The 18,349-nt window shown below is 70.5% G+C and carries 14 protein-coding genes and 1 pseudogene; 5 read left to right on the top strand and 10 right to left on the bottom strand.

What is annotated here, in order from left to right; all coding sequences use genetic code 11:
* Positions 1 to 37: 37 nt before the first annotated feature.
* The 6 genes from TN53_RS12705 to TN53_RS12680 form a co-directional block, all read right to left on the bottom strand.
* Positions 38 to 1,450 (bottom strand): FG-GAP-like repeat-containing protein, encoded by a 1,413-nt coding sequence (locus TN53_RS12705; RefSeq protein ID WP_046247628.1) that lies wholly within the window; start codon positions 1,448 to 1,450, stop codon positions 38 to 40.
* Positions 1,451 to 1,453: 3 nt separating this feature from the next.
* Positions 1,454 to 2,905, bottom strand: a complete 1,452-nt coding sequence (locus TN53_RS12700) for an FG-GAP-like repeat-containing protein (RefSeq protein WP_046247627.1) — start codon at positions 2,903 to 2,905, stop codon at positions 1,454 to 1,456.
* Between the two features lie 61 nt (positions 2,906 to 2,966).
* Positions 2,967 to 4,331: an FG-GAP-like repeat-containing protein gene (locus tag TN53_RS12695; RefSeq protein WP_046247626.1), complete on the bottom strand. Its 1,365-nt coding sequence runs from the start codon at positions 4,329 to 4,331 to the stop codon at positions 2,967 to 2,969.
* Positions 4,332 to 4,348: 17 nt separating this feature from the next.
* Positions 4,349 to 5,770 carry an FG-GAP repeat protein gene (locus tag TN53_RS12690; protein WP_046247625.1) on the bottom strand — a complete coding sequence of 474 codons (1,422 nt, stop codon included), beginning with the start codon at positions 5,768 to 5,770 and terminating at the stop codon, positions 4,349 to 4,351.
* Positions 5,771 to 5,940: 170 nt separating this feature from the next.
* Entirely contained in the window at positions 5,941 to 7,425 is a 1,485-nt protein-coding gene (locus TN53_RS12685) for an FG-GAP-like repeat-containing protein (protein WP_046247624.1), read from the bottom strand.
* A gap of 190 nt (positions 7,426 to 7,615) precedes the next feature.
* Positions 7,616 to 8,911, bottom strand: a complete 1,296-nt coding sequence (locus TN53_RS12680; RefSeq protein WP_420716010.1) for an FG-GAP repeat domain-containing protein — start codon at positions 8,909 to 8,911, stop codon at positions 7,616 to 7,618.
* A 176-nt stretch (positions 8,912 to 9,087) separates the two neighbouring features.
* Here TN53_RS12680 and TN53_RS48290 point away from each other — a divergent pair.
* Positions 9,088 to 9,201, top strand: a pseudogene (locus TN53_RS48290) (dipeptidase); the annotation flags it as partial.
* Here the strand turns inward: TN53_RS48290 and TN53_RS47805 are convergent.
* From TN53_RS47805 to TN53_RS12660, 4 genes are all read right to left on the bottom strand, one after another.
* A complete protein-coding gene (locus TN53_RS47805) occupies positions 9,192 to 9,521 on the bottom strand; it encodes a hypothetical protein (protein WP_199924564.1) in 330 nt (109 codons plus the stop codon). The pseudogene TN53_RS48290 and the gene TN53_RS47805 overlap by 10 nt on opposite strands.
* A 44-nt stretch (positions 9,522 to 9,565) precedes the next feature.
* Positions 9,566 to 10,483: an RNA polymerase sigma-70 factor gene (locus TN53_RS12670; protein ID WP_046247621.1), complete on the bottom strand. Its 918-nt coding sequence runs from the start codon at positions 10,481 to 10,483 to the stop codon at positions 9,566 to 9,568.
* Positions 10,484 to 10,526: 43 nt separating this feature from the next.
* Positions 10,527 to 10,910 (bottom strand): DoxX family protein, encoded by a 384-nt coding sequence (locus TN53_RS12665; protein ID WP_046247620.1) that lies wholly within the window; start codon positions 10,908 to 10,910, stop codon positions 10,527 to 10,529.
* Between the two features lie 171 nt (positions 10,911 to 11,081).
* Positions 11,082 to 13,349 carry a (Fe-S)-binding protein gene (locus tag TN53_RS12660; protein WP_046247619.1) on the bottom strand — a complete coding sequence of 756 codons (2,268 nt, stop codon included), beginning with the start codon at positions 13,347 to 13,349 and terminating at the stop codon, positions 11,082 to 11,084.
* Positions 13,350 to 13,556: 207 nt separating this feature from the next.
* Here TN53_RS12660 and TN53_RS12655 point away from each other — a divergent pair, with 207 nt between their 5' ends.
* The 4 genes from TN53_RS12655 to dnaJ all read left to right on the top strand — a co-directional run bounded on the left by TN53_RS12655 (position 13,557) and on the right by dnaJ (position 18,347).
* Positions 13,557 to 14,537 carry an MraY family glycosyltransferase gene (locus TN53_RS12655; RefSeq protein ID WP_046247618.1) on the top strand — a complete coding sequence of 327 codons (981 nt, stop codon included), beginning with the start codon at positions 13,557 to 13,559 and terminating at the stop codon, positions 14,535 to 14,537.
* Positions 14,538 to 14,631: 94 nt separating this feature from the next.
* Complete coding sequence (gene dnaK / locus TN53_RS12650; protein ID WP_046247617.1) at positions 14,632 to 16,476, top strand: molecular chaperone DnaK; 1,845 nt, start codon at positions 14,632 to 14,634, stop codon at positions 16,474 to 16,476.
* The gene (gene grpE, locus TN53_RS12645; protein WP_046247616.1) at positions 16,473 to 17,120 is read left to right on the top strand and encodes a nucleotide exchange factor GrpE; all 648 of its coding nucleotides are present in this window, start codon (positions 16,473 to 16,475) and stop codon (positions 17,118 to 17,120) included. The genes dnaK and grpE overlap by 4 nt, the downstream gene beginning before the upstream one ends.
* A gap of 42 nt (positions 17,121 to 17,162) precedes the next feature.
* Complete coding sequence (dnaJ, locus tag TN53_RS12640; RefSeq protein ID WP_046247615.1) at positions 17,163 to 18,347, top strand: molecular chaperone DnaJ; 1,185 nt, start codon at positions 17,163 to 17,165, stop codon at positions 18,345 to 18,347.
* Positions 18,348 to 18,349 lie beyond the last annotated feature (2 nt).

Here is an 18,349-nt window from a genome sequence, read left to right as displayed (position 1 = left end):
AGGGGTTGTCACGGCTGTCCCTGACATGTCGTGAGGGTCAGCCCGTGATCGGCGTACCGAGCTCCGGCTGGGGGTGTGCGCCCAGACCGATCGAGCCCGCACCGAAGCTCACCACGCCCTTCGTCGTCAGCCGGGTCGAGGTGCCCTTGAGGAACCACACGGCGCCGTCACCGGCGTTCTCACCGGGGGCGCCGACGGACAGGTCGGCCTTGCCGTCACGGTTGGTGTCGGCCAGCTGGACGGCGGTGCCGAACTGGTCGAACCTCTCGGAGGCGCCGGGGACGCCGGCGGTGTCCTGCTGGTAGCTGTACGACGTGCCGGGCGACAGGCCCTTCGTACCGGCCGGGACGACCGTGACCGAACCGGCGTACTCCTTGCTGCCGATCGTCTCGTGGCGGGCTCCGATCGCGAGGTCGGCGCGGCCGTCGCCGTTGATGTCGCCGAGCGCCACCGACCAGCCGAACCAGTCGCCCCTCTCGCCCGTGCCGGGCACGCCGGCCGTGTCCTGGCCGATGGTGACGGCCGCGCGGGAGGTGTCGGGGCCCTTCGCGGAGCCGTACGTCACGGTGACGCTGCCGCCGACCGTGCCGTCCCCGTAGTCGCCGCTGACGATGTCGTCGTAGCCGTCGCCGTCGATGTCGCCGACAGCGGTGGCGTAGCCCGGCGTGGCCTCACCGGCGAACGTCCTGGCGGAGCCGCCCGGCGACAGGTACACCGCCTGGCGGGCGACCGTTCCCAGATCGCCGCCGCCGATCACCAGGTCGTCCGTGCCGTCGCCGTTGATGTCGCCGGCGGTGAGGCTGTCGAGGCCCACCGCGTTGCGGCCGCCCGGTGCGAAGCCGGTGCGGCCGGACAGGGTGCTGCCCTTGCCGGTGCCGCCGAGGTAGAGGGAGACGCCGTTGTAGTTGCCCGCGCCCACGGCCAGGTCGTCGCGGCCGTCGCCGTTGAAGTCGCCCGCGGCGAGGTGGTCGCCGAAGTACTTGGGCTTGTCCGCGGTGGGGGCGGCGAGCGCGGTGCCGCCGGACAGGCCGGACTTGGAGCCCCACAGGACGGTGACGGAGCCGGAGAGGGCACCGGCGGTGGTGCCCTCGTACGGGGTGCCGACGGCGAGGTCCGCGTAGCCGTCGCTGTTGAAGTCGCCGGTGGCCGTGGCGGCGCCGAAGCCGTCGTTGTCCTCCGAGGTGCCGGGGACGCCGGCCGAATTCTGGGACATCACCTTGGAGTTGGCGGCCTTCGGTCCGGTGGACGAGCCGTAGGTGATGACCACGGCGCCGGTGTGCTCGGCGGAGCCGATGGTGGCCAGTGCGGCCGAGACGGCCAGGTCCCGGTAGCCGTCGCCGTTGAAGTCGCCGGGCAGGCCCGAGGGGGCCGCCGCGGCCGGGGCGGCCAGGGTCAGCGGGGCGAGGGCCGCGGCCAGCAGGGCCGCGAGCGTTGTGGTACGGATGCGCATGGGTCAGCCTTCCAGAACGTCGCCGAAGTACGCGTCGCCGGAGGGCCCGCCCAGGGTCGGGCCGCTGAAGGACTTCGAACCGGTGGCGGTGATGCCGGAGGTGGTGGACTTGAGGAACCAGACGGCGCCGTCGCTGCTGTTCTCGCCGGAGGCCGAGGTCACCAGTTCCGTACGGCCGTTGTTGTCGATGTCCGTGAGGTGGACCGCGTAGCCGAAGTGGTCGTAGGACTCGGCCGTGCCGGGGACGTTCGCCGTGTTCTGGGAGTAGGACTTCGAGCCGGTACCGGTCAGGCCGGAGGCCGAGCCGCGCAGGATCGTGACGGTGCCCGCGTGCTTCGCCGAGCCGATGGTCTCCTGCTCGGAGCCGACCGCGATGTCGGCGTAGCCGTCGCCGTTGACGTCGCCGGCCGACAGGCTCCAGCCGAAGAAGTCGAACTTCTCGGCCGTGCCGGGGACGCTCGCCGAGTCCTGGGTGAACTTCACCGGCGTGCGGGTGGACAGACCCGTGGACGCGCCGTACGTCACCGTCACCGCGCCGCCGAGGCCGCCGTTCGGCTCGGACGTCGACTTCTCCATGAAGTTGCCGGTGACGATGTCGCCGTAGCCGTCCTTGTTCACGTCGGCGATGACACCGGCGTAGCCGCCCGCGAGCTTCTTGCCGACCTTGAGGGTGCTGGTGGCGTTGCCCGTGTAGAGGACGCTGCGGGTGCGGTAGTCGCCGGTGCTGGTCTCCTCCTGGCCCATGACCAGGAGGTCGGTGCGGCCGTCGGCGTTGACCTCGCCCGCGATGAGACCGTCGGGGTAGATCGTGGTCTGGTCGACCGTGTCGACGCCGACGAGCGAAGCGGCCTTGCCGGTACGGGAGACGGGGCCGCGGAAGATGTTCAGGGACGGCGTGGAGTTGTTGCCCGCGGCCAGGTCGGTGTGGCCGTCGCCGTCGAAGTCGCCGGCCGCGAGGGACCAGCCCAGCTCGTTGCGGTACTCCGGCAGCGGGGAGGAGATGTCGGTGCCGGACTTGATGCCGGTCGCGCCGCCCCACAGCACGGTCAGGGCGCCGTAGGAGTCGGTGGAGCCGATCTTCTCGCCGTGCACGCCGACCACGATGTCCGTGTAGCCGTCGCCGTCCATGTCGCCGGTGGTGAGACGGTCGCCGAAGTAGTCGCCGGCCTCCGGGGTGCCGGGGATGCCGTCCGTGGCCTGGCTGATGATCTGGCGCTTGCTGGTGTCGAGGCCGCTCTTGGTGCCGTAGACGACGGCGACATAGCCCGCGCCGGTCTTGCCGGAGATCTTGGCGATGGGGGCGGCGATCGCGACATCGCGGTAGCCGTCGCCGTTGAAGTCGCCGGCCAGGCCGGAGGGGGCGGCGGTCGCGGTCGTCGCGGCCGAGAGGGTGAGCAGACCGCCGGTGAGGGTGGCCGCGACGGCGGTCGCGAGGGTGGTTCTCAGGTGACGCATCGGGTTCTCCTGGAAGAAAGCGAGGAAAGCGCAGAAAGAGCAGAAAGCGCAGAGGAAAAGATCAGTCGAGGAAGCCGCCGCCGTACTCCGGCAGGTGGACGGCGCCCGTCGCGGTCGGTGTGGTGCTCGTGCCGCGCATGAGCAGGGCGTCGCCGTTCGCGCCCACCGTGAGGTCGGCCTTGCCGTCGCGGTCGAGGTCGCGCAGGCGGACCGGGGAGCCGAAGGAGGCGTAGGAGTCGGCCGGGCCGAGCACCGTCTGCGGGATCCAGGTGGAGCGGGTGCCGGTCAGGCCGCCGGAGCCGCCGCGGAACACGGTGACGCCGCCTTGGTCCTCCTTGCCGTCCACGTCCTCCTGCGGCACGCCGACCGCGAGGTCCGCGTAGCCGTCGCCGTTGGTGTCGCCGGCCGAGACGGCGTAGCCGAAGTTGTCGCCCGCCTCGGGGCTGCCGGAGACACCGGAGGAGGCCTGGTTGTACGTCATCGAGCCGCTCGGCCCCAAGGACGTCCCGCGCCAGACGCTGACGATGCCCTTGCCGTCGTTGTTGTCGGGCAGGCCGACGGCGATGTCGCCGTACCCGTTCTTGTCGAAGTCGCCGATCGTGGCACCCCACGGCTCACTGGCGTACGTCTTGGAGGCGCCCGAAGTCAGGCCCGACGAGGCGCCCTTGAGGTACCAGATGCGGTTCGCGGGCTTGTTGTCGACGAACTGCGTGCCGAGGACGACCAGGTCCGTTCTGCCGTCGCCGTTGACCTTGCCGGCGGCGAGGCCGTGCGAGTACCAGCCCGCGCCCTCCTTGTCGATCTTGCTGACGCTGCCCGTCGCACCGGACTTGGTGAACGGGCCGCGGTACAGCCACGCCTCACCGCCGCCGATGACGGCGAGGTCGGGTGAGCCGTCGCCGTTGAAGTCGCCGGTGGCGAGCTCGCTGCCGAAGTGGGACTGGGAGCCGCCCGCGCCGGACTTCGGGGCGAGGCTGGTGCCGCCGGACAGGCCCGTCCTGGAGCCCCAGACGATGGTGACCGTCCCGCGGTACTTCGCGCTGCCCACGTGCTCCGTGCCGTTGCCGGCGATCAGGTCCGCGTAGCCGTCCTTGTTGAGGTCGGCGCTGCTGATCGACTCGCCGAAGTAGTCGTCCTCCTCGCCGGTCCCGGGGATGCCGGGGCTGTCCTGGTGGACGACCTGGGTGCGCGTCGTGTCGAGGCCGCTCGCGCTGCCGTAGACGATGTTGACGGCGCCGCCGGTCCAGCCGTCGTCGCCGGAGATGCCCGAGTAGTAGTGGCTGTACGCCAGGTCCCGGTAGCCGTCGCCGTTGAAGTCGTCGTAGTGCTTGGCGACCGCCGCCGACGCGGGGGCGGCGAGGAAGAGCGGGGTGAGGCCTGTCGCCACGAGGGTGACGGTCAGGGCGGCTGCGGTGCTTGTGCGCATGGTGTCGCTCCTGTGGGTCAGCCGATGAGGCCGGCGCCGAACGCGCCGTAGCCGCTGGACATGCCGAGGGAACCGGGGCCGAAGGAACGGACGTCGGCGGTGGTGGTGCCGCGGAACGACCAGATGGCGCCGGTGCCCTCGTTCTCGAAGCCGGCGGCCGCCGTGTAGTCGGCGTCGCCGTCGCCGTTGACGTCGGAGAGCAGGACGTCCGAGCCGAAGTAGTCGGTGTTCTCCGGGACACCGGGAACGTCGTAGGTGCTCTGGGACAGCTCGCGGCCGCCGGAGAGGCGCGGGCCGGTCAGGACCACGGAGGAGCCGGAGTCCTCGGACTGGGTGGTGTCCTTGAAGGGGATGCCGATCGCGAGGTCGTCGTAGCCGTCGTTGTTGTGGTCGCCGATGGAGACCGCGGCGCCGAAGCCATCGCCTGCCTTCTCCGTGCCCGGAACTCCCTCGCTGTCCTGGGTGAGTTGGGCCATCGGGGCGTCTCCGTTGACGGGCCCGCCCGCCGAGCCTCGGATGACGACGACCTTGCCGCCGCGGCTGCCGGACTGGTCGTCCTCCTCGGTGAAGACGTTGCCGAGGGCGATCTCGTCGTATCCGTCGCCGTCGATGTCGCCGAGCGCGATCGACGTACCGCCGTTCAGGGGGCGCGGCGAGGTGGTGTCCGGGCCGGAGGCGGAGCCGAGGTAGGCGACGCCCCTGGACCAACTGCCCGAGGCGTGCGAGGTGTTGTGGGTGCGGTAGGTGAGGACCAGGTCGGACTTCTTGTCGCCGTTGGTGTCACCGGCCTTCATGGCGTCGACGGAGTACGCCGTCTCCGCGAGACCGATCTTCTTCACCGTGCCCGTGGTGCCGGACTTGGTGAAGCCGCCGCGGATCACATACGACTTGGTGCCGCCCGTGCCGACGGCGAGGTCGCTCTTGGCGTCGCCGTTGAAGTCGCCGGCGGTCAGGAGCCGGCCCCAGTTGTCGTGGGAGGAGACCGCCGGGTCCTTGACCGTGGTGCCGCCCTTGACGCCGCTCGCGGAGCCCCACAGCACGGTGACGGAGCCGCCGTCGACGTCGGTGCCGACGTCCTCGCCGGGGGCGCCGACGGCGAGGTCGGTGTAGCCGTCCTTGTTGAGGTCGGCGATCGCGAGGGCCTCGCCGAAGGTGTCCTCGGCCTCGGCGGTGCCGGGTACGCCGGTGGTGTTCTGGCTGAGGACGGTGCGCTTGGCGGGGTCGAGGCCGTTCTTGGTGCCGTACAGGACGGCGACGTAGCCGGCCATGCCCTTGCCGCCGACCTTCGCGTAGGGCGCGGCGAACGCGACGTCGCCGTAGCCGTCGCCGTTGAAGTCCGCGGTGTACTGCTTCGTCGTGGCCGCCGTCACGGCCGGGGCCGCGAGGGTGAGCAGGCCGCCGGTGAGCGCCACCGCGGTGGCGATGCGCAGAAGTCGCATGGGGTTCTTCCGTTTCGGGGGTACGTCGAGGTCGTACGGCGCCGGGCCACCGGGCCGCGGACGGGCCCGGTGGCAGAGTGACCGAGTGGTTCAGCCGCTCAGCCGCTCAGTGACCGAGTGGTTCAGCCGCTCAGCCGCTCAGTGGGCGAGTGGCTCGGCCAGTCAGCCGCTCAGTCGGCGAAGTTGGCGCTGAAGGCCGGGCTGCCCGTCGTCGAGACGCCCGACGTGCTCGGGGAGACCGTGCGGGAGCCGGTCGTGGTGATCTTCGTGCCGTTGGAGGGCAGGTAGAGGACCGCGCCGTTGCCGTCGTTCTCGTAGGAGCCCGCGATCAGGTCGGCGCGGCCGTCGCCGGTGACGTCGTCGAGCTTGACGTCGGCGCCGAGCGCGTCGTTCTTCTCGTCCTCGCCGGGCACGCCCGCGGTGGACTGGGCGAAGGACTGGGCGCCGGAGGAGGTGTTCAGACCGGAGGCCGAGCCGTACAGGACGGTGACCATGCCGGTGTCCGTGACGCCGTCGATGTTCTCGCCGGCGACGCCGACCACGAGGTCCTGGAAGCCGTCGCCGTTGATGTCGCCGAGGTCCAGCTCGTAGCCGAACCAGTCGTTCTTCTCGGAGGTACCGGGGACGTTTCCGGTGTTCTGGGTGATGCCGGTGACCGAGCCGGCGCCGCTCGCGGAGCCGTAGGTGATCCACACCTTGCCGCCGTCGGCGCCGCCCGGGTAGGTGACGCTGCCGTCGTCGGTGGTCTTGTTCCAGTACATGCCGGAGACGATGTCGCCGAAGCCGTCGGCGTTGATGTCGCCGATCGCGGTGATGGCACCGGGCTTGAGGGTCTGCGCGGACGCGACGGACAGGCCGCTCGCGGTGCCGGGAACCAGGTAGTTGGTGTTCCAGCCGTAGTCCGTCTCGGTCTCGAAGCCGTCGACCACCAGGTCGGTGCGGCCGTCGCCGTTGACGTCGCCCGCGGTGAGGTTGAGCGGGCCGCGGGCGTTGCCGCCGGACTGGATCGGGGGCTTGATGGTGGAGCGGCCGCCGACCGCGGTGCCGGAGGCGCTGATGCCGCCCTTGTAGACGTAGATCGTGCTGGAGGTGTTGCCCACCGCGAGGTCGTCCGTGCCGTCGCCGTCGTAGTCGCCGGCGGCGAGGTTCTTGCCCCAGGTGTCGTGCGAGGAGGGGGCCGGGTCGGCGACGGTCACGCCGGTGCCGGTGATGCCCTTCACGGAGCCCCACAGCACGGCGAGACCGCCGCCGTCGGTGTCGCTGCCGACGTCCTCCCAGGGGGCGGAGACGGCGATGTCGTCGTAGCCGTCGTTGTTGAAGTCGCCGTAGGCGGTCTCCGCGCCGAAGAAGTCGGTCGTCTCGGCGGTGCCGGGCACGCCCGTGGTGTTCTGGCTGATCACGGAGCGCTTCGCGGACGACACTCCGGTGCCGGTGCCGTACAGGACGACGAGCTGACCGGCGCCCTGCTTGCCGTTGACGTACGCACCGGCGGCCGAGAAGGCCACGTCGCCGATGCCGTCACCGTTGAAGTCGGCCTTCGGTACGACCGTCGAGTCCGCGGCCGTCGCCGTCGCGGCCGAGAAGGTGAGCAGACCGCCCGTCAGCGCGGCCGCGGTGGCCGTCGCGAGGGCGAGTCGCAGATGGTGCTGGTGCATGCGGGTTCTCCTGCGGCATGCGGGGACGCCTGGCGGGGCGTCCACAGTCGATGGGGGCGGACCGGCCGTGTTCGCCGGGAGTACTCCTCGGCCACACAGGTCGGTCGGCGCACAGGAGACCTCTGTCGGCACATAAGGGTTGTACGTGTGTTCGGTAAATTTTTGTGCCCCCCGTGACCACTGGGGTTTCTCAGTCGGCTTCCAGGAACTCCGAGGTGGAGAAGGTGACCGTCGGCTCGGCACTCACGAGCCCCTTCTTCGCCCCGGGGAAGACCGCGACGGTGTCCTTGGTCTCGCCCCGGTATGTCCGCACCGCGAGGTCCGCCCGCCCGTCCCCGTCGAAGTCACCCACGGCCAGGACCCGGGTGGTGCCCACGGCGCCCGGTTCGACGGTGACCATGCCGGACGCCGAGAGTCCGGCCGTACGGCCTCGGAACACCTTGATCCGCGACCCGCTGGAGACGAGTTCGCTCAGCCCGTCGCCGTCGAAGTCGGCCGCGTCGAGCATGGAGCCGGGGGAGGAGAGGGTGGCGCGGCCGGCGGTGGGCAGGTCGTAGCGCAGGGCGGTGCCGCCCATCGCGCCGATCGCCGCGTCCAGGGCCTTGCCCTTGCCGAAGCGGCCGAGGGCGACGTCGATGCCGGCCGGCAGGAGGGTGCCGGTGCGGGTCGGCCCGGTGGGGCCGCCGAGGACGAGGGCGGAGGTGGCGGTGCCGTCCCCCGTACGGACGACCAGGTCGTCGTATCCGTCGCGGTTCACGTCGCCGGCCGGGCCCGTGGGGAACTCGCCGGGCGCGGGGACGGGGGCGGTGGCCGCCTTCGGGGCGCCCTTCTTGGTGAACGGGCCCCGCAGATAGGTGAGTCGGGAGCCCGAGGCGTGCAGGACGAGGTCCTGGGCGTCGTCCCCGTCGAAGTCGCCGCACACCGGCTGGTCCGGCCAGTCGTTGCCGGCCCGGGCGCGTGCCGGGACGACGAGCTTGACCGCCTTGCCGGTCAGGCCGGACGGGGAGCCGAAGAGGACCTGGAGGGGGACCGGCGGCTGTCCCTGGCCGTCGTAGGGCGGATCGGTCGACACGACGAGGTCCGTGAAGCCGTCCCCGTCGAGGTCACAGGTGGCCTCCGCCTCGAACACGGCGGGCAGTTGCCCCTTGGTGGCGACGGCCTGCTTCGCCGGACTCAGCAACTGTCTCGCTCCCGGCGTCAGCCCGCGTGCGCTCCCGTACACGACCCCGATGCCCGCGTCGTCCGCGTGCTCCTGCGCCTTGACCAGGTCGTCGAGTACGAGGTCCCGGTGGCCGTCGCCGTTGAAGTCGTCGGCGGTCGCACTGCCCTTGCCGCGCGGGACGGGCAGCTTCGCGGGAGCGTTCACGGCGCGCACGGGCGGCGTGCTGTGGTCGGCGCTCCCGGTGCGCTGGGTGGGTCCGCAGGAGACGAGCAGGAGGGCACCGCAGAGCACCGCCGTACTCGCCCCGGCCATTCGCACGCGCACCGCACACCTCGTCAGCATCATCGACAACGAACCCCGGCAATGATGCACGCGTTCGAGCCCGGGGTTAAGGGGGAGTTCAGCCGGGGTTTGCGGGCGAGGGCCCGGGTGATGGCCGGGTACGTGCCGCGAGACATGATCGATGCATGACCGAGATCGTGCTGATGTCAGATCCCCGGATCGCGGCGGGCCTGGTCAACTACCCCACCGAGTGGTGGCACTGGTCCTACGGCGACCGCTACTGGGCGCTCGCCACCGGAGCCGGACCGGCACTTCACGGCCCTCAGGAACTCCCCGTCGTACGGCTCGCGCGGTACACCAAGGCCGACCTCGACGAGATCACCGGCGCCGTCGAGGACCCCTTCGAGGTCGCCGCGTACGGGGTGACGGCCCGGGACAAGGACGTGCACTTCGGGGTCCGCAGCGAGGGCCGGCTGGTCGCGCACGCCGGGCTGGTGGAGGCGGACGTCGAGGTGGGGAGCGGCGGCTGCGGGTGGCGGGGCTCGGCGGTGTGGTCGTCGCACCCGGCATGCGCGGACACGGCCTGGCGCGGCTCGTCGTTGGGTGTCGGCGGTGGGGTGCCGCCCCGGGCGCCGGTTGAGCCGCGGGCCACCCGGACGGGGCAGCCGGATCAGGCCACCCGGCGAGGGGTGCGTGTCACGGCGTGTCCCGCACCTCGCGGTGGACCGCCCAGGCGTCCGCCACCGGGCCCAGGTGCTGGAGTTTGTCGGGGTTGATGACGTTGCGGATCGTCCGGATCCGCCCGTCGTGGACGTCGAGGACCATGGTGTGGAGCACCTTGCCGTCCCGGTCCCGGAAGACCGCCCCCGGCTCGCCGTTGACCTCGTGCGGCTCGAACGTCACCGCGGCCCGGGCCATCCGGGGGAAGACGCTTGCCAGCAGCCGGGCCACGTGCTGCGCGCCGACGACGGCCCTGGCCAGCTGCGGGGCCTTGCCGCCGCCGTCGCCGACCAGCGTCACCTCGGCGGCGAGCAGTTCCTGGAGGCTGTCCACATCGCCCTCGCGCAGCGCCTGGAAAAACCGCGACGCCAGTTCCGTCCGCTCCTTGCGGCTCGCCTCGAACCGGGGCCGGCCCTCGGCCATGTGGCGCCGCGCCCGCACCACCAGCTGGCGGCACGCCGCCTCCGAGCGCCCCACCGCCGACGCGACCTCGGGAAAGCCGAAGTCGAACACCTCCCGCAGCACGAAGACCGCCCGCTCCAGCGGACTGAGCCGCTCCAGCAGCAACAGGGCCGCCATCGACACCGAGTCCGCCAGCTCCGCAGACCGCTCCGGGTCCTGGTAGGGGTCGGCGAGCAGCGGTTCGGGGAACCACGGACCGACGTAGGCCTCGCGCCGGACGCGGGCCGAACGGAGCACGTTGATCGAGACCCGGGTCACCGCGGCCGAGAGATAGGCCTTGACCGAGCGGGGCTCGGTCGGCGAGGCCTCGTAGCGCAGCCAGGTCTCCTGGACGGCGTCCTCGGCCTCGCTGACGCTGCCCAGGATCCGGTAGGCGATCGAGAAGAGCAGCGGCCGCAGTTCCTGGAACTCCTCGGTTCTGGTCCGGCTCATGCCGCTCCCCCTGGCCGACGGTGTTCCCGATTCTCGCGCCCTGTCAGCCGGCGAAGGACTCGGGTCCGAAACGGCCCCAGGCGATGAACACCGCGAGCACGAGATAGACCGAGTTCAGCGCCACGAACCTCGCCTCGCCGAGCCGGCCGTGGGTGATCATCGCACCGACCATCAGCAGGATCCAGCAGACGGCGGTCACCGGCACCAGGGCCGGGGCGATGTCGACCACGGCGGGCAGGATCAGGCCGACGGCGGCCAGCAGTTCGAGGACGCCGAGACTCTTCAGGAAACCGACGCTCACCTGTGCCGTCCAGCCCCCGCCGGGGGCCGCGGCCAGCTTCTCCCGGGGCACGAAGGTCTTGGTGACGCCACCGGCCAGGGCGACCGCGGCGAGCAGTGCGGCACCGATCCACAGGGCGAGGTTCATCGTCCACTCCTTGAGTCCTTGAGCGAGGTTGTCGTCGCCCCCTACGACAAGACGGCGGCCTCGCCAGTGACATCGCCGAGCACCTGGACCGGATCCGGAGCCTTGTGACCGTTGAACCGCGACGCCCCTCACACCCAGGTGGGTGTGAGGGGCGTCGGAGTGCGGTACGGGCTACTTCACCGGCTCCGGTTCCGGGGCGGGCTCCGTCTCCGTCGCGTCCTGCGGGTCCACCGGGGTCTTCACGGACTCCAGCAGGAGCTGGGCCACGTCGACGACCGTGATGGACTCCTTGGCCTTGCCCTCGTTCTTCTTGCCGTTGACCGAGTCGGTCAGCATGACGAGGCAGAACGGGCAGGCCGTGGAGACGATGTCGGGGTTCAGGGAGAGAGCTTCGTCGACGCGCTCGTTGTTGATGCGCTTGCCGATCCGCTCCTCCATCCACATCCGCGCACCACCGGCGCCACAGCAGAAGCCGCGCTCCTTGTGGCGGTGCATCTCCTGCTGACGCAGGCCCGGGACGGCCGACATGATCTCGCGCGGAGGCGTGTAGATCTTGTTGTGACGGCCCAGGTAGCAGGGGTCGTGGTAGGTGATGAGACCGTCGACCGGGGTCACCGGGAGCAGCTTGCCCTCGTCGATGAGGTGCTGGAGCAGCTGGGTGTGGTGGATGGTCTCGTAGTCGCCGCCGAGCTGCGGGTACTCGTTGCCGATCGTGTTCAGGCAGTGCGGGCAGGTGGCGACGATCTTCTTCGCCGACCGCGGCTTCTTCGTCGACTCGTCGTCGTCGTCCTCGCCGAATGCCATGTTCAGCGCGGCGACGTTCTCCATGCCGAGCTCCTGGAACAACGGCTCGTTGCCCAGCCGGCGCGCCGAGTCACCCGTGCACTTCTCGTCGCCGCCCATGATCGCGAACTTGACGCCCGCGATGTGGAGGAGTTCCGCGAAGGCCTTCGTGGTCTTCTTGGCGCGGTCCTCCAGGGAGCCCGCGCAGCCGACCCAGTACAGGTACTCGACCTCGGTGAGGTCCTCGATGTCCTTGCCGACGACCGGCACCTCGAAGTCGAGCTCCTTGAGCCACTCCAGGCGCTGCTTCTTCGCCAGGCCCCAGGGGTTGCCCTTCTTCTCCAGGTTCTTGAGCATCGTGCCCGCCTCGGACGGGAACGCGGACTCGATCATCACCTGGTAGCGGCGCATGTCGACGATGTGGTCGACGTGCTCGATGTCGACGGGGCACTGCTCGACACAGGCGCCGCAGGTGGTGCAGGACCACAGGACGTCCGGGTCGATGACGCCGTTTTCCTCGGCGGTGCCGATCAGCGGGCGCTCGGCCTCCGCCAGAGCCGCGGCGGGCACGCCGGCCAGCTGCTCCTCGGACGCCTTCTCCTCGCCCTCCATCGTCTTGCCGCCGCCCGCCAGCAGGTAGGGCGCCTTGGCGTGCGAGTGGTCCCGCAGCGACATGATCAGCAGCTTCGGGGAGAGCGGCTTGCCGGTGTTCCAGGCCGGGCACTGCGACTGGCAGCGACCGCACTCGGTGCAGGTCGAGAAGTCGAGGAGGCCCTTCCAGGAGAACTGCTCGACCTGGGAGACGCCGAAGACGTCGTCCTCGCCCGGGTCGGTGAAGTCGATCGGCTTGCCGCCGGACGTCATGGGCTGGAGGCCGCCGAGCGCGGTGGAGCCGTCCGCGTTGCGCTTGAACCAGATGTTCGGGAACGCGAGGAAACGGTGCCAGGCGACGCTCATGTTGGCGTTCAGCGAGACGACGATCATCCAGATGAACGAGACGCTGACCTTGATGCCGGCGAAGAGGTAGACCAGCGTCTGCAGCGTGGCGACGTCGAGCGTGCGGAAGGCGGCGACCAGCGGGTACGAGGCGAAGAACGCGGCCTCGTAGTGGTCCACGTGGTGCATCGCGCCCTCGAGGCCGCGCAGCACGTAGATCACGATGCCGATGGTGAGGATGACGTACTCGACGAAGTACGCCTGCCAGGCCTTGGAGCCCGTGAAGCGGGACTTGCGGCCGGGGCGCGAGGGCAGGTTCAGCAGGCGGATCGCGATGAGCACGGCGATGCCGAGGCCGGTCATCACGGTGATGAACTCGACGTACATCTCCCAGGGCAGCCAGCCGCCGATGACAGGGAGGACGAAGTCGGCCTGGAAGAGCTGGCCCAGGGCCTGGCCCAGGATCGGGATCAGCGTCAGGAAGCCCATCGCCACGAACCAGTGGGCGAAGCCCACGATCCCCCAGCGGTTCATCCGCGTGTGGCCGAGGAACTCCTTCACCAACGTCACACTGCGCTGGTAGGGGTTGTCGATCCGGGTGCCGGCGGGCAGAGGCTGGCCGAGCATGAAAAACCGGACGAACTGCGCGATGACGCGTGCGAACAATGCCGCGCCGACCACGGTCAGGACCAGCGACACGATGATCGCGGCGAGTTGCATGTCGGGGCTCCTCGGGCCTGCGATGGGGTTCTTTCGAGCGGGGTGGAGCGAGATTACTAAGCGGTAACTTATGCAGTTCTAAGAGACTACCCGCATCGTCTCCCGCACTGTAGCCAGGCGTGCGGTGATCTATGTCGCTGAGGGTTGCCTTAAGAACTGACCGTGTTATTCGTACCAAATTGATACATTCGCCCCTAATTTAGACCTGTGCTCTACGGGATCGCAGCCGCCACGACCGCCCTCCTCCTCGCCACCGTCCTCACCGCACTGCTCCGCACGGCCGCCCTGCGGCTCGGGGTCGTCGACCGGCGGTGGCAGCACCGCAAGGTGCCGCTGTTCGGGGGTGTGGCGGTGGTGCTCGCGACCTGCCTGGTGGCGGTCGTGGGGGACCGGAGCGGCGTCGCGCCCCTCGGCTCCGGCGTCGGCGAACTGCTCGCCGCCGGGGCCGTGGTCGCCGGGCTGGGGCTGTTCGCGGACGTACGGCGGGTCAAGGCGCGGGCGCTGGTCGCCGGTACGGCGGTGGCGGCGGCCTGTGTCGTGCCGTACGGGGAGACCGGCGTCGCCGGGGGACTCCTCGCCGTCTGCTGGATCGTCACCGTCACCGTCGGTTTCCGCGCTCTGGACCATGCCGACGGTCTCGCGGGGGCCGTCGGGGTCGTCACCGCCTTCGGGGTCGGCGCCTGTGCCGCGGTCGAGGTGATGGACGGGCTCGCGGTGCTGCTGAGCGTGCTGGCCGCCGCGCTGACCGGGTTCCTCATGCACAATTGGCCGCCCGCGCGCGTGGGGCTCGGTTCGTGCGGGTCGCTGTTCGCCGGGTTCGTGCTCGCCTCGGCCGCGGTGGTGACCCGGGCCGGCTACGGGCTGGGTTCCAGCGCGGCGGTGCTGTTCGCGCTGACGGCCCTGGTCGCCGCCGAGTTCCTCCTCGTCGCCCTGACCCGCCGCGGCACCGGCGCCGGCCACCTCGCCCACCGGCTGCGGCGGCTCGGGCTCACCCCGCAGGGAGTGATCGTCGTCCTCGGTGCGGGAGCCTTCTGCGGGGTACTCGTCGGGGTCCTCGTGCACCTCGGGTGGCTCGCGGAGTCGGGGGCCCTCTGGGTGGTCGCGGGCGCCCTGATCGTCGTACTCGCACTCCTCCGTGCGAAGCCGTCCGCGCAGGTCAGGTCCCGGTTGCGTGTAAGGAACGGATAAGAGTTGAGCCCCCATGACTCAGGTCTGTTGACCGAGCGGCGGGCGTCATGCACACTTGAGTCCGTTCCACTCAAGTCAGCTGGAGGAAATCACCATGGCACGTGCGGTCGGCATCGACCTGGGCACGACGAACTCGGTCGTCAGCGTTCTGGAGGGCGGCGAGCCCACCGTCATCACCAACGCCGAGGGTGCCAGGACCACGCCGTCCGTCGTCGCCTTCGCGAAGAACGGTGAGGTGCTGGTCGGCGAGGTCGCCAAGCGCCAGGCGGTCACGAACGTGGACCGGACCATCCGCTCCGTCAAGCGCCACATGGGCACGGACTGGAAGGTCGAGCTCGACGGGAAGCCCTTCAACCCGCAGCAGATGTCCGCGTTCATCCTGCAGAAGCTGAAGCGCGACGCCGAGTCCTACCTGGGCGAGAAGGTGACCGACGCGGTCATCACCGTCCCGGCGTACTTCAACGACTCCGAGCGTCAGGCGACGAAGGAAGCCGGCGAGATCGCCGGTCTCAACGTCCTTCGTATCGTCAACGAGCCCACCGCGGCCGCGCTCGCGTACGGCCTCGACAAGGACGACCAGACGATCCTCGTCTTCGACCTCGGTGGCGGCACCTTCGACGTGTCCCTCCTGGAGATCGGCGACGGCGTCGTCGAGGTGAAGGCCACCAACGGCGACAACCACCTCGGTGGTGACGACTGGGACCAGCGTGTCGTCGACTACCTGGTGCAGCAGTTCCGCTCCGGCCACGGTGTGGACCTCGCCAAGGACAAGATGGCCCTCCAGCGCCTCCGTGAGGCCGCCGAGAAGGCCAAGATCGAGCTGTCCTCCTCCACCGAGACCTCGATCAACCTGCCCTACATCACCGCCTCCGCCGAGGGCCCGCTGCACCTGGACGAGAAGCTCACCCGGGCTCAGTTCCAGCAGCTGACCGCGGACCTCCTGGAGCGCTGCAAGACCCCGTTCTTCAACGTCATGAAGGACGCCGGCGTCTCCATCAACGAGATCGACCACGTCGTCCTCGTAGGTGGCTCCACCCGTATGCCCGCCGTGGCCGAGCTCGTGCGCGAGCTCACCGGCGGCAAGGACGCCAACAAGGGTGTCAACCCGGACGAGGTCGTCGCCATCGGCGCCGCCCTGCAGGCCGGTGTCCTCAAGGGTGAGGTCAAGGACGTCCTGCTCCTCGACGTGACCCCGCTGTCCCTCGGTATCGAGACCAAGGGCGGCATCATGACCAAGCTCATCGAGCGGAACACGACGATCCCGACCAAGCGGTCCGAGATCTTCACCACCGCCGAGGACAACCAGCCCTCCGTGCAGATCCAGGTCTACCAGGGCGAGCGCGAGATCGCGGCGTACAACAAGAAGCTCGGGATGTTCGAGCTGACCGGTCTGCCGCCGGCCCCGCGCGGTGTCCCGCAGATCGAGGTCGCCTTCGACATCGACGCCAACGGCATCATGCACGTGACCGCGAAGGACCTCGGCACGGGCAAGGAGCAGAAGATGACCGTCACCGGTGGCTCCTCGCTGCCGAAGGACGAGGTCAACCGGATGCGCGAAGAGGCCGAGAAGTACGCGGAGGAGGACCACGCCCGCCGCGAGGCCGCCGAGTCCCGCAACCAGGGCGAGCAGCTCGTCTACCAGACGGAGAAGTTCCTCAAGGACAACGAGGACAAGGTCCCCGCCGAGGTCAAGACCGAGGTCGAGGCCGCCGTCGAGGAGCTGAAGACCGCGCTCAAGGGCGAGGACACCGCCGAGATCCGCACCGCCACCGAGAAGGTCGCGGCCGTCTCCCAGAAGGTCGGCCAGGCCATGTACGCCGACGCCCAGGCCGCGCAGGCCGCGGGTGGCGCCGACGCCGGTGCCGAGGCTCCCAAGGCCGACGACGACGTCGTGGACGCCGAGATCGTGGACGACGAGCGCAAGGACGGTGCCGCGTGACCGAGGAGACCCCGGGCTTCGAGGAGAAGCCCGACGTCCCCTCCGGCGCGACCCCCGACGACGCCGAGCCGAAGGCCGCCCCCCAGGAGGGGGCGGCCCCGGCCGGGGACGCAACAGCACAGATCGCCGGTCTGACGGCCCAGCTGGACCAGGCCCGCAAGGCGCTCGAAGAGCGCACCGCGGACCTCCAGCGGCTCCAGGCCGAGTTCCAGAACTACCGCCGCCGCGTGGAGCGGGACCGGATCACGGTCAAGGAGATCGCCGTCGCGAACCTCCTGACCGAACTCCTGCCCGTGCTCGACGACATCGGCCGCGCGCGGGACCACGGCGAGTTCGTCGGCGGATTCAAGTCCGTCGGGGAGTCGCTGGAGACCGTCGCGGCGAAGATGGGTCTGCAGCAGTTCGGCAAGGAGGGCGAGCCCTTCGACCCGACCATCCACGAGGCCCTGATGCACAGCTACGCGCCGGACGTCACCGAGACGACGTGCGTGGCGATCCTGCAGCCCGGGTATCGCATCGGCGAGCGCACCATCCGCCCCGCGCGGGTGGCCGTCGCCGAACCGCAGCCGGGCGCGCAGACGGTCAAGGCCGAGGAGGACCCCACGGCCGACGACGACAAGGACAACGGCCCTGAGGAGGGCTGAGGTCACCACTGAGCGGGACACCAGGAAGGGGGCGCGTCGAGGATGAGCACCAAGGACTTCATCGAGAAGGACTTCTACAAGGTCCTCGGCGTCCCCAAGGACGCCACCGAGGCCGAGATCAAGAAGGCGTACCGGAAGCTCGCCCGCGAGTTCCACCCGGACGCCAACAAGGGCAACGTCAAGGCCGAGGAGCGCTTCAAGGAGATCTCCGAGGCGAACGACGTCCTCGGTGACCCCAAGAAGCGCAAGGAGTACGACGAGGCCCGCGCCCTCTTCGGCAACGGCGGCTTCCGCCCGGGGCCGGGCGCGGGCGGCGGCTCCTTCAACTTCGACCTGGGCGACCTCTTCGGAGGCGGCGCCCAGGGCGGTGGCGCCGGGGGTTCCGGTGGCTTCGGCGGCGGGATCGGCGATGTCTTCGGGGGCCTGTTCAACCGGGGCGGTACGGGCACGACGCGTACCCAGCCCCGGCGCGGCCAGGACATCGACACCGAGGTCACCCTGAGCTTCACCGAGGCCATCGAGGGTGCCACGGTGCCGCTGCGGATGTCCTCGCAGTCCCCGTGCAAGGCCTGCTCCGGCACCGGCGACAAGAACGGCACGCCGCGCGTGTGCCCGACCTGCGTCGGCACCGGCCAGGTGGCGCGGGGCTCCGGCGGCGGCTTCTCCCTCACCGACCCCTGCCCGGACTGCAAGGGCCGCGGACTGATGGCCGAGCACCCCTGCCTGGAGTGCAAGGGAAGCGGCCGCGCCAAGTCCTCCCGGACCATGCAGGTCCGCATCCCGGCCGGGGTGACGGACAGTCAGCGGATCCGGCTGCGCGGCAAGGGCGCACCGGGCGAGCGGGGCGGCCCGGCCGGCGACCTGTACGTCACCGTGCACGTCGACACACACCCGGTCTTCGGCCGCAAGGAGGACAACCTCACGGTCACGGTCCCGGTCACGTTCACCGAGGCGGCCCTCGGCGGCGAGGTCAGGGTCCCCACCCTGGGCGGCCCCGCCGTCACGCTGAAGCTGCCGCCGGGCACGCCCAACGGCCGCACCATGCGCGCCCGCGGCAAGGGCGCGGTCCGCAAGGACGGCACCCGCGGCGACCTCCTGGTCACCGTCGAGGTGAGTGTCCCGACGGACCTGACGGGGAAGGCTCGTGACGCACTCGAGGCGTATCGCGAGGCGACCGCGGGCGATGACCCGCGGGCGGAGCTGTTCCAGGCCGCGAAGGGAGCTTGATC

This window comes from Streptomyces sp. WM6386, from assembly GCF_000972385.1.
Classification (GTDB): domain Bacteria; phylum Actinomycetota; class Actinomycetes; order Streptomycetales; family Streptomycetaceae; genus Streptomyces.
Note: the sequence above shows the minus strand (reverse complement) of the source record. Positions and strands in the feature narration are given on the sequence as shown.

Coding starts and splice junctions, on each gene's coding strand:
- TN53_RS12705 (WP_046247628.1), bottom strand. CDS start 1,450: ATGCGCATCCGTACCACAACGCTCGCGGCCCTGCTGGCCGCGGCCCTC.
- TN53_RS12700 (WP_046247627.1), bottom strand. CDS start 2,905: ATGCGTCACCTGAGAACCACCCTCGCGACCGCCGTCGCGGCCACCCTC.
- TN53_RS12695 (WP_046247626.1), bottom strand. CDS start 4,331: ATGCGCACAAGCACCGCAGCCGCCCTGACCGTCACCCTCGTGGCGACA.
- TN53_RS12690 (WP_046247625.1), bottom strand. CDS start 5,770: ATGCGACTTCTGCGCATCGCCACCGCGGTGGCGCTCACCGGCGGCCTG.
- TN53_RS12685 (WP_046247624.1), bottom strand. CDS start 7,425: ATGCACCAGCACCATCTGCGACTCGCCCTCGCGACGGCCACCGCGGCC.
- TN53_RS12670 (WP_046247621.1), bottom strand. CDS start 10,483: ATGAGCCGGACCAGAACCGAGGAGTTCCAGGAACTGCGGCCGCTGCTC.
- TN53_RS12665 (WP_046247620.1), bottom strand. CDS start 10,910: ATGAACCTCGCCCTGTGGATCGGTGCCGCACTGCTCGCCGCGGTCGCC.
- TN53_RS12660 (WP_046247619.1), bottom strand. CDS start 13,349: ATGCAACTCGCCGCGATCATCGTGTCGCTGGTCCTGACCGTGGTCGGC.
- dnaK (WP_046247617.1), top strand. CDS start 14,632: ATGGCACGTGCGGTCGGCATCGACCTGGGCACGACGAACTCGGTCGTC.
- dnaJ (WP_046247615.1), top strand. CDS start 17,163: ATGAGCACCAAGGACTTCATCGAGAAGGACTTCTACAAGGTCCTCGGC.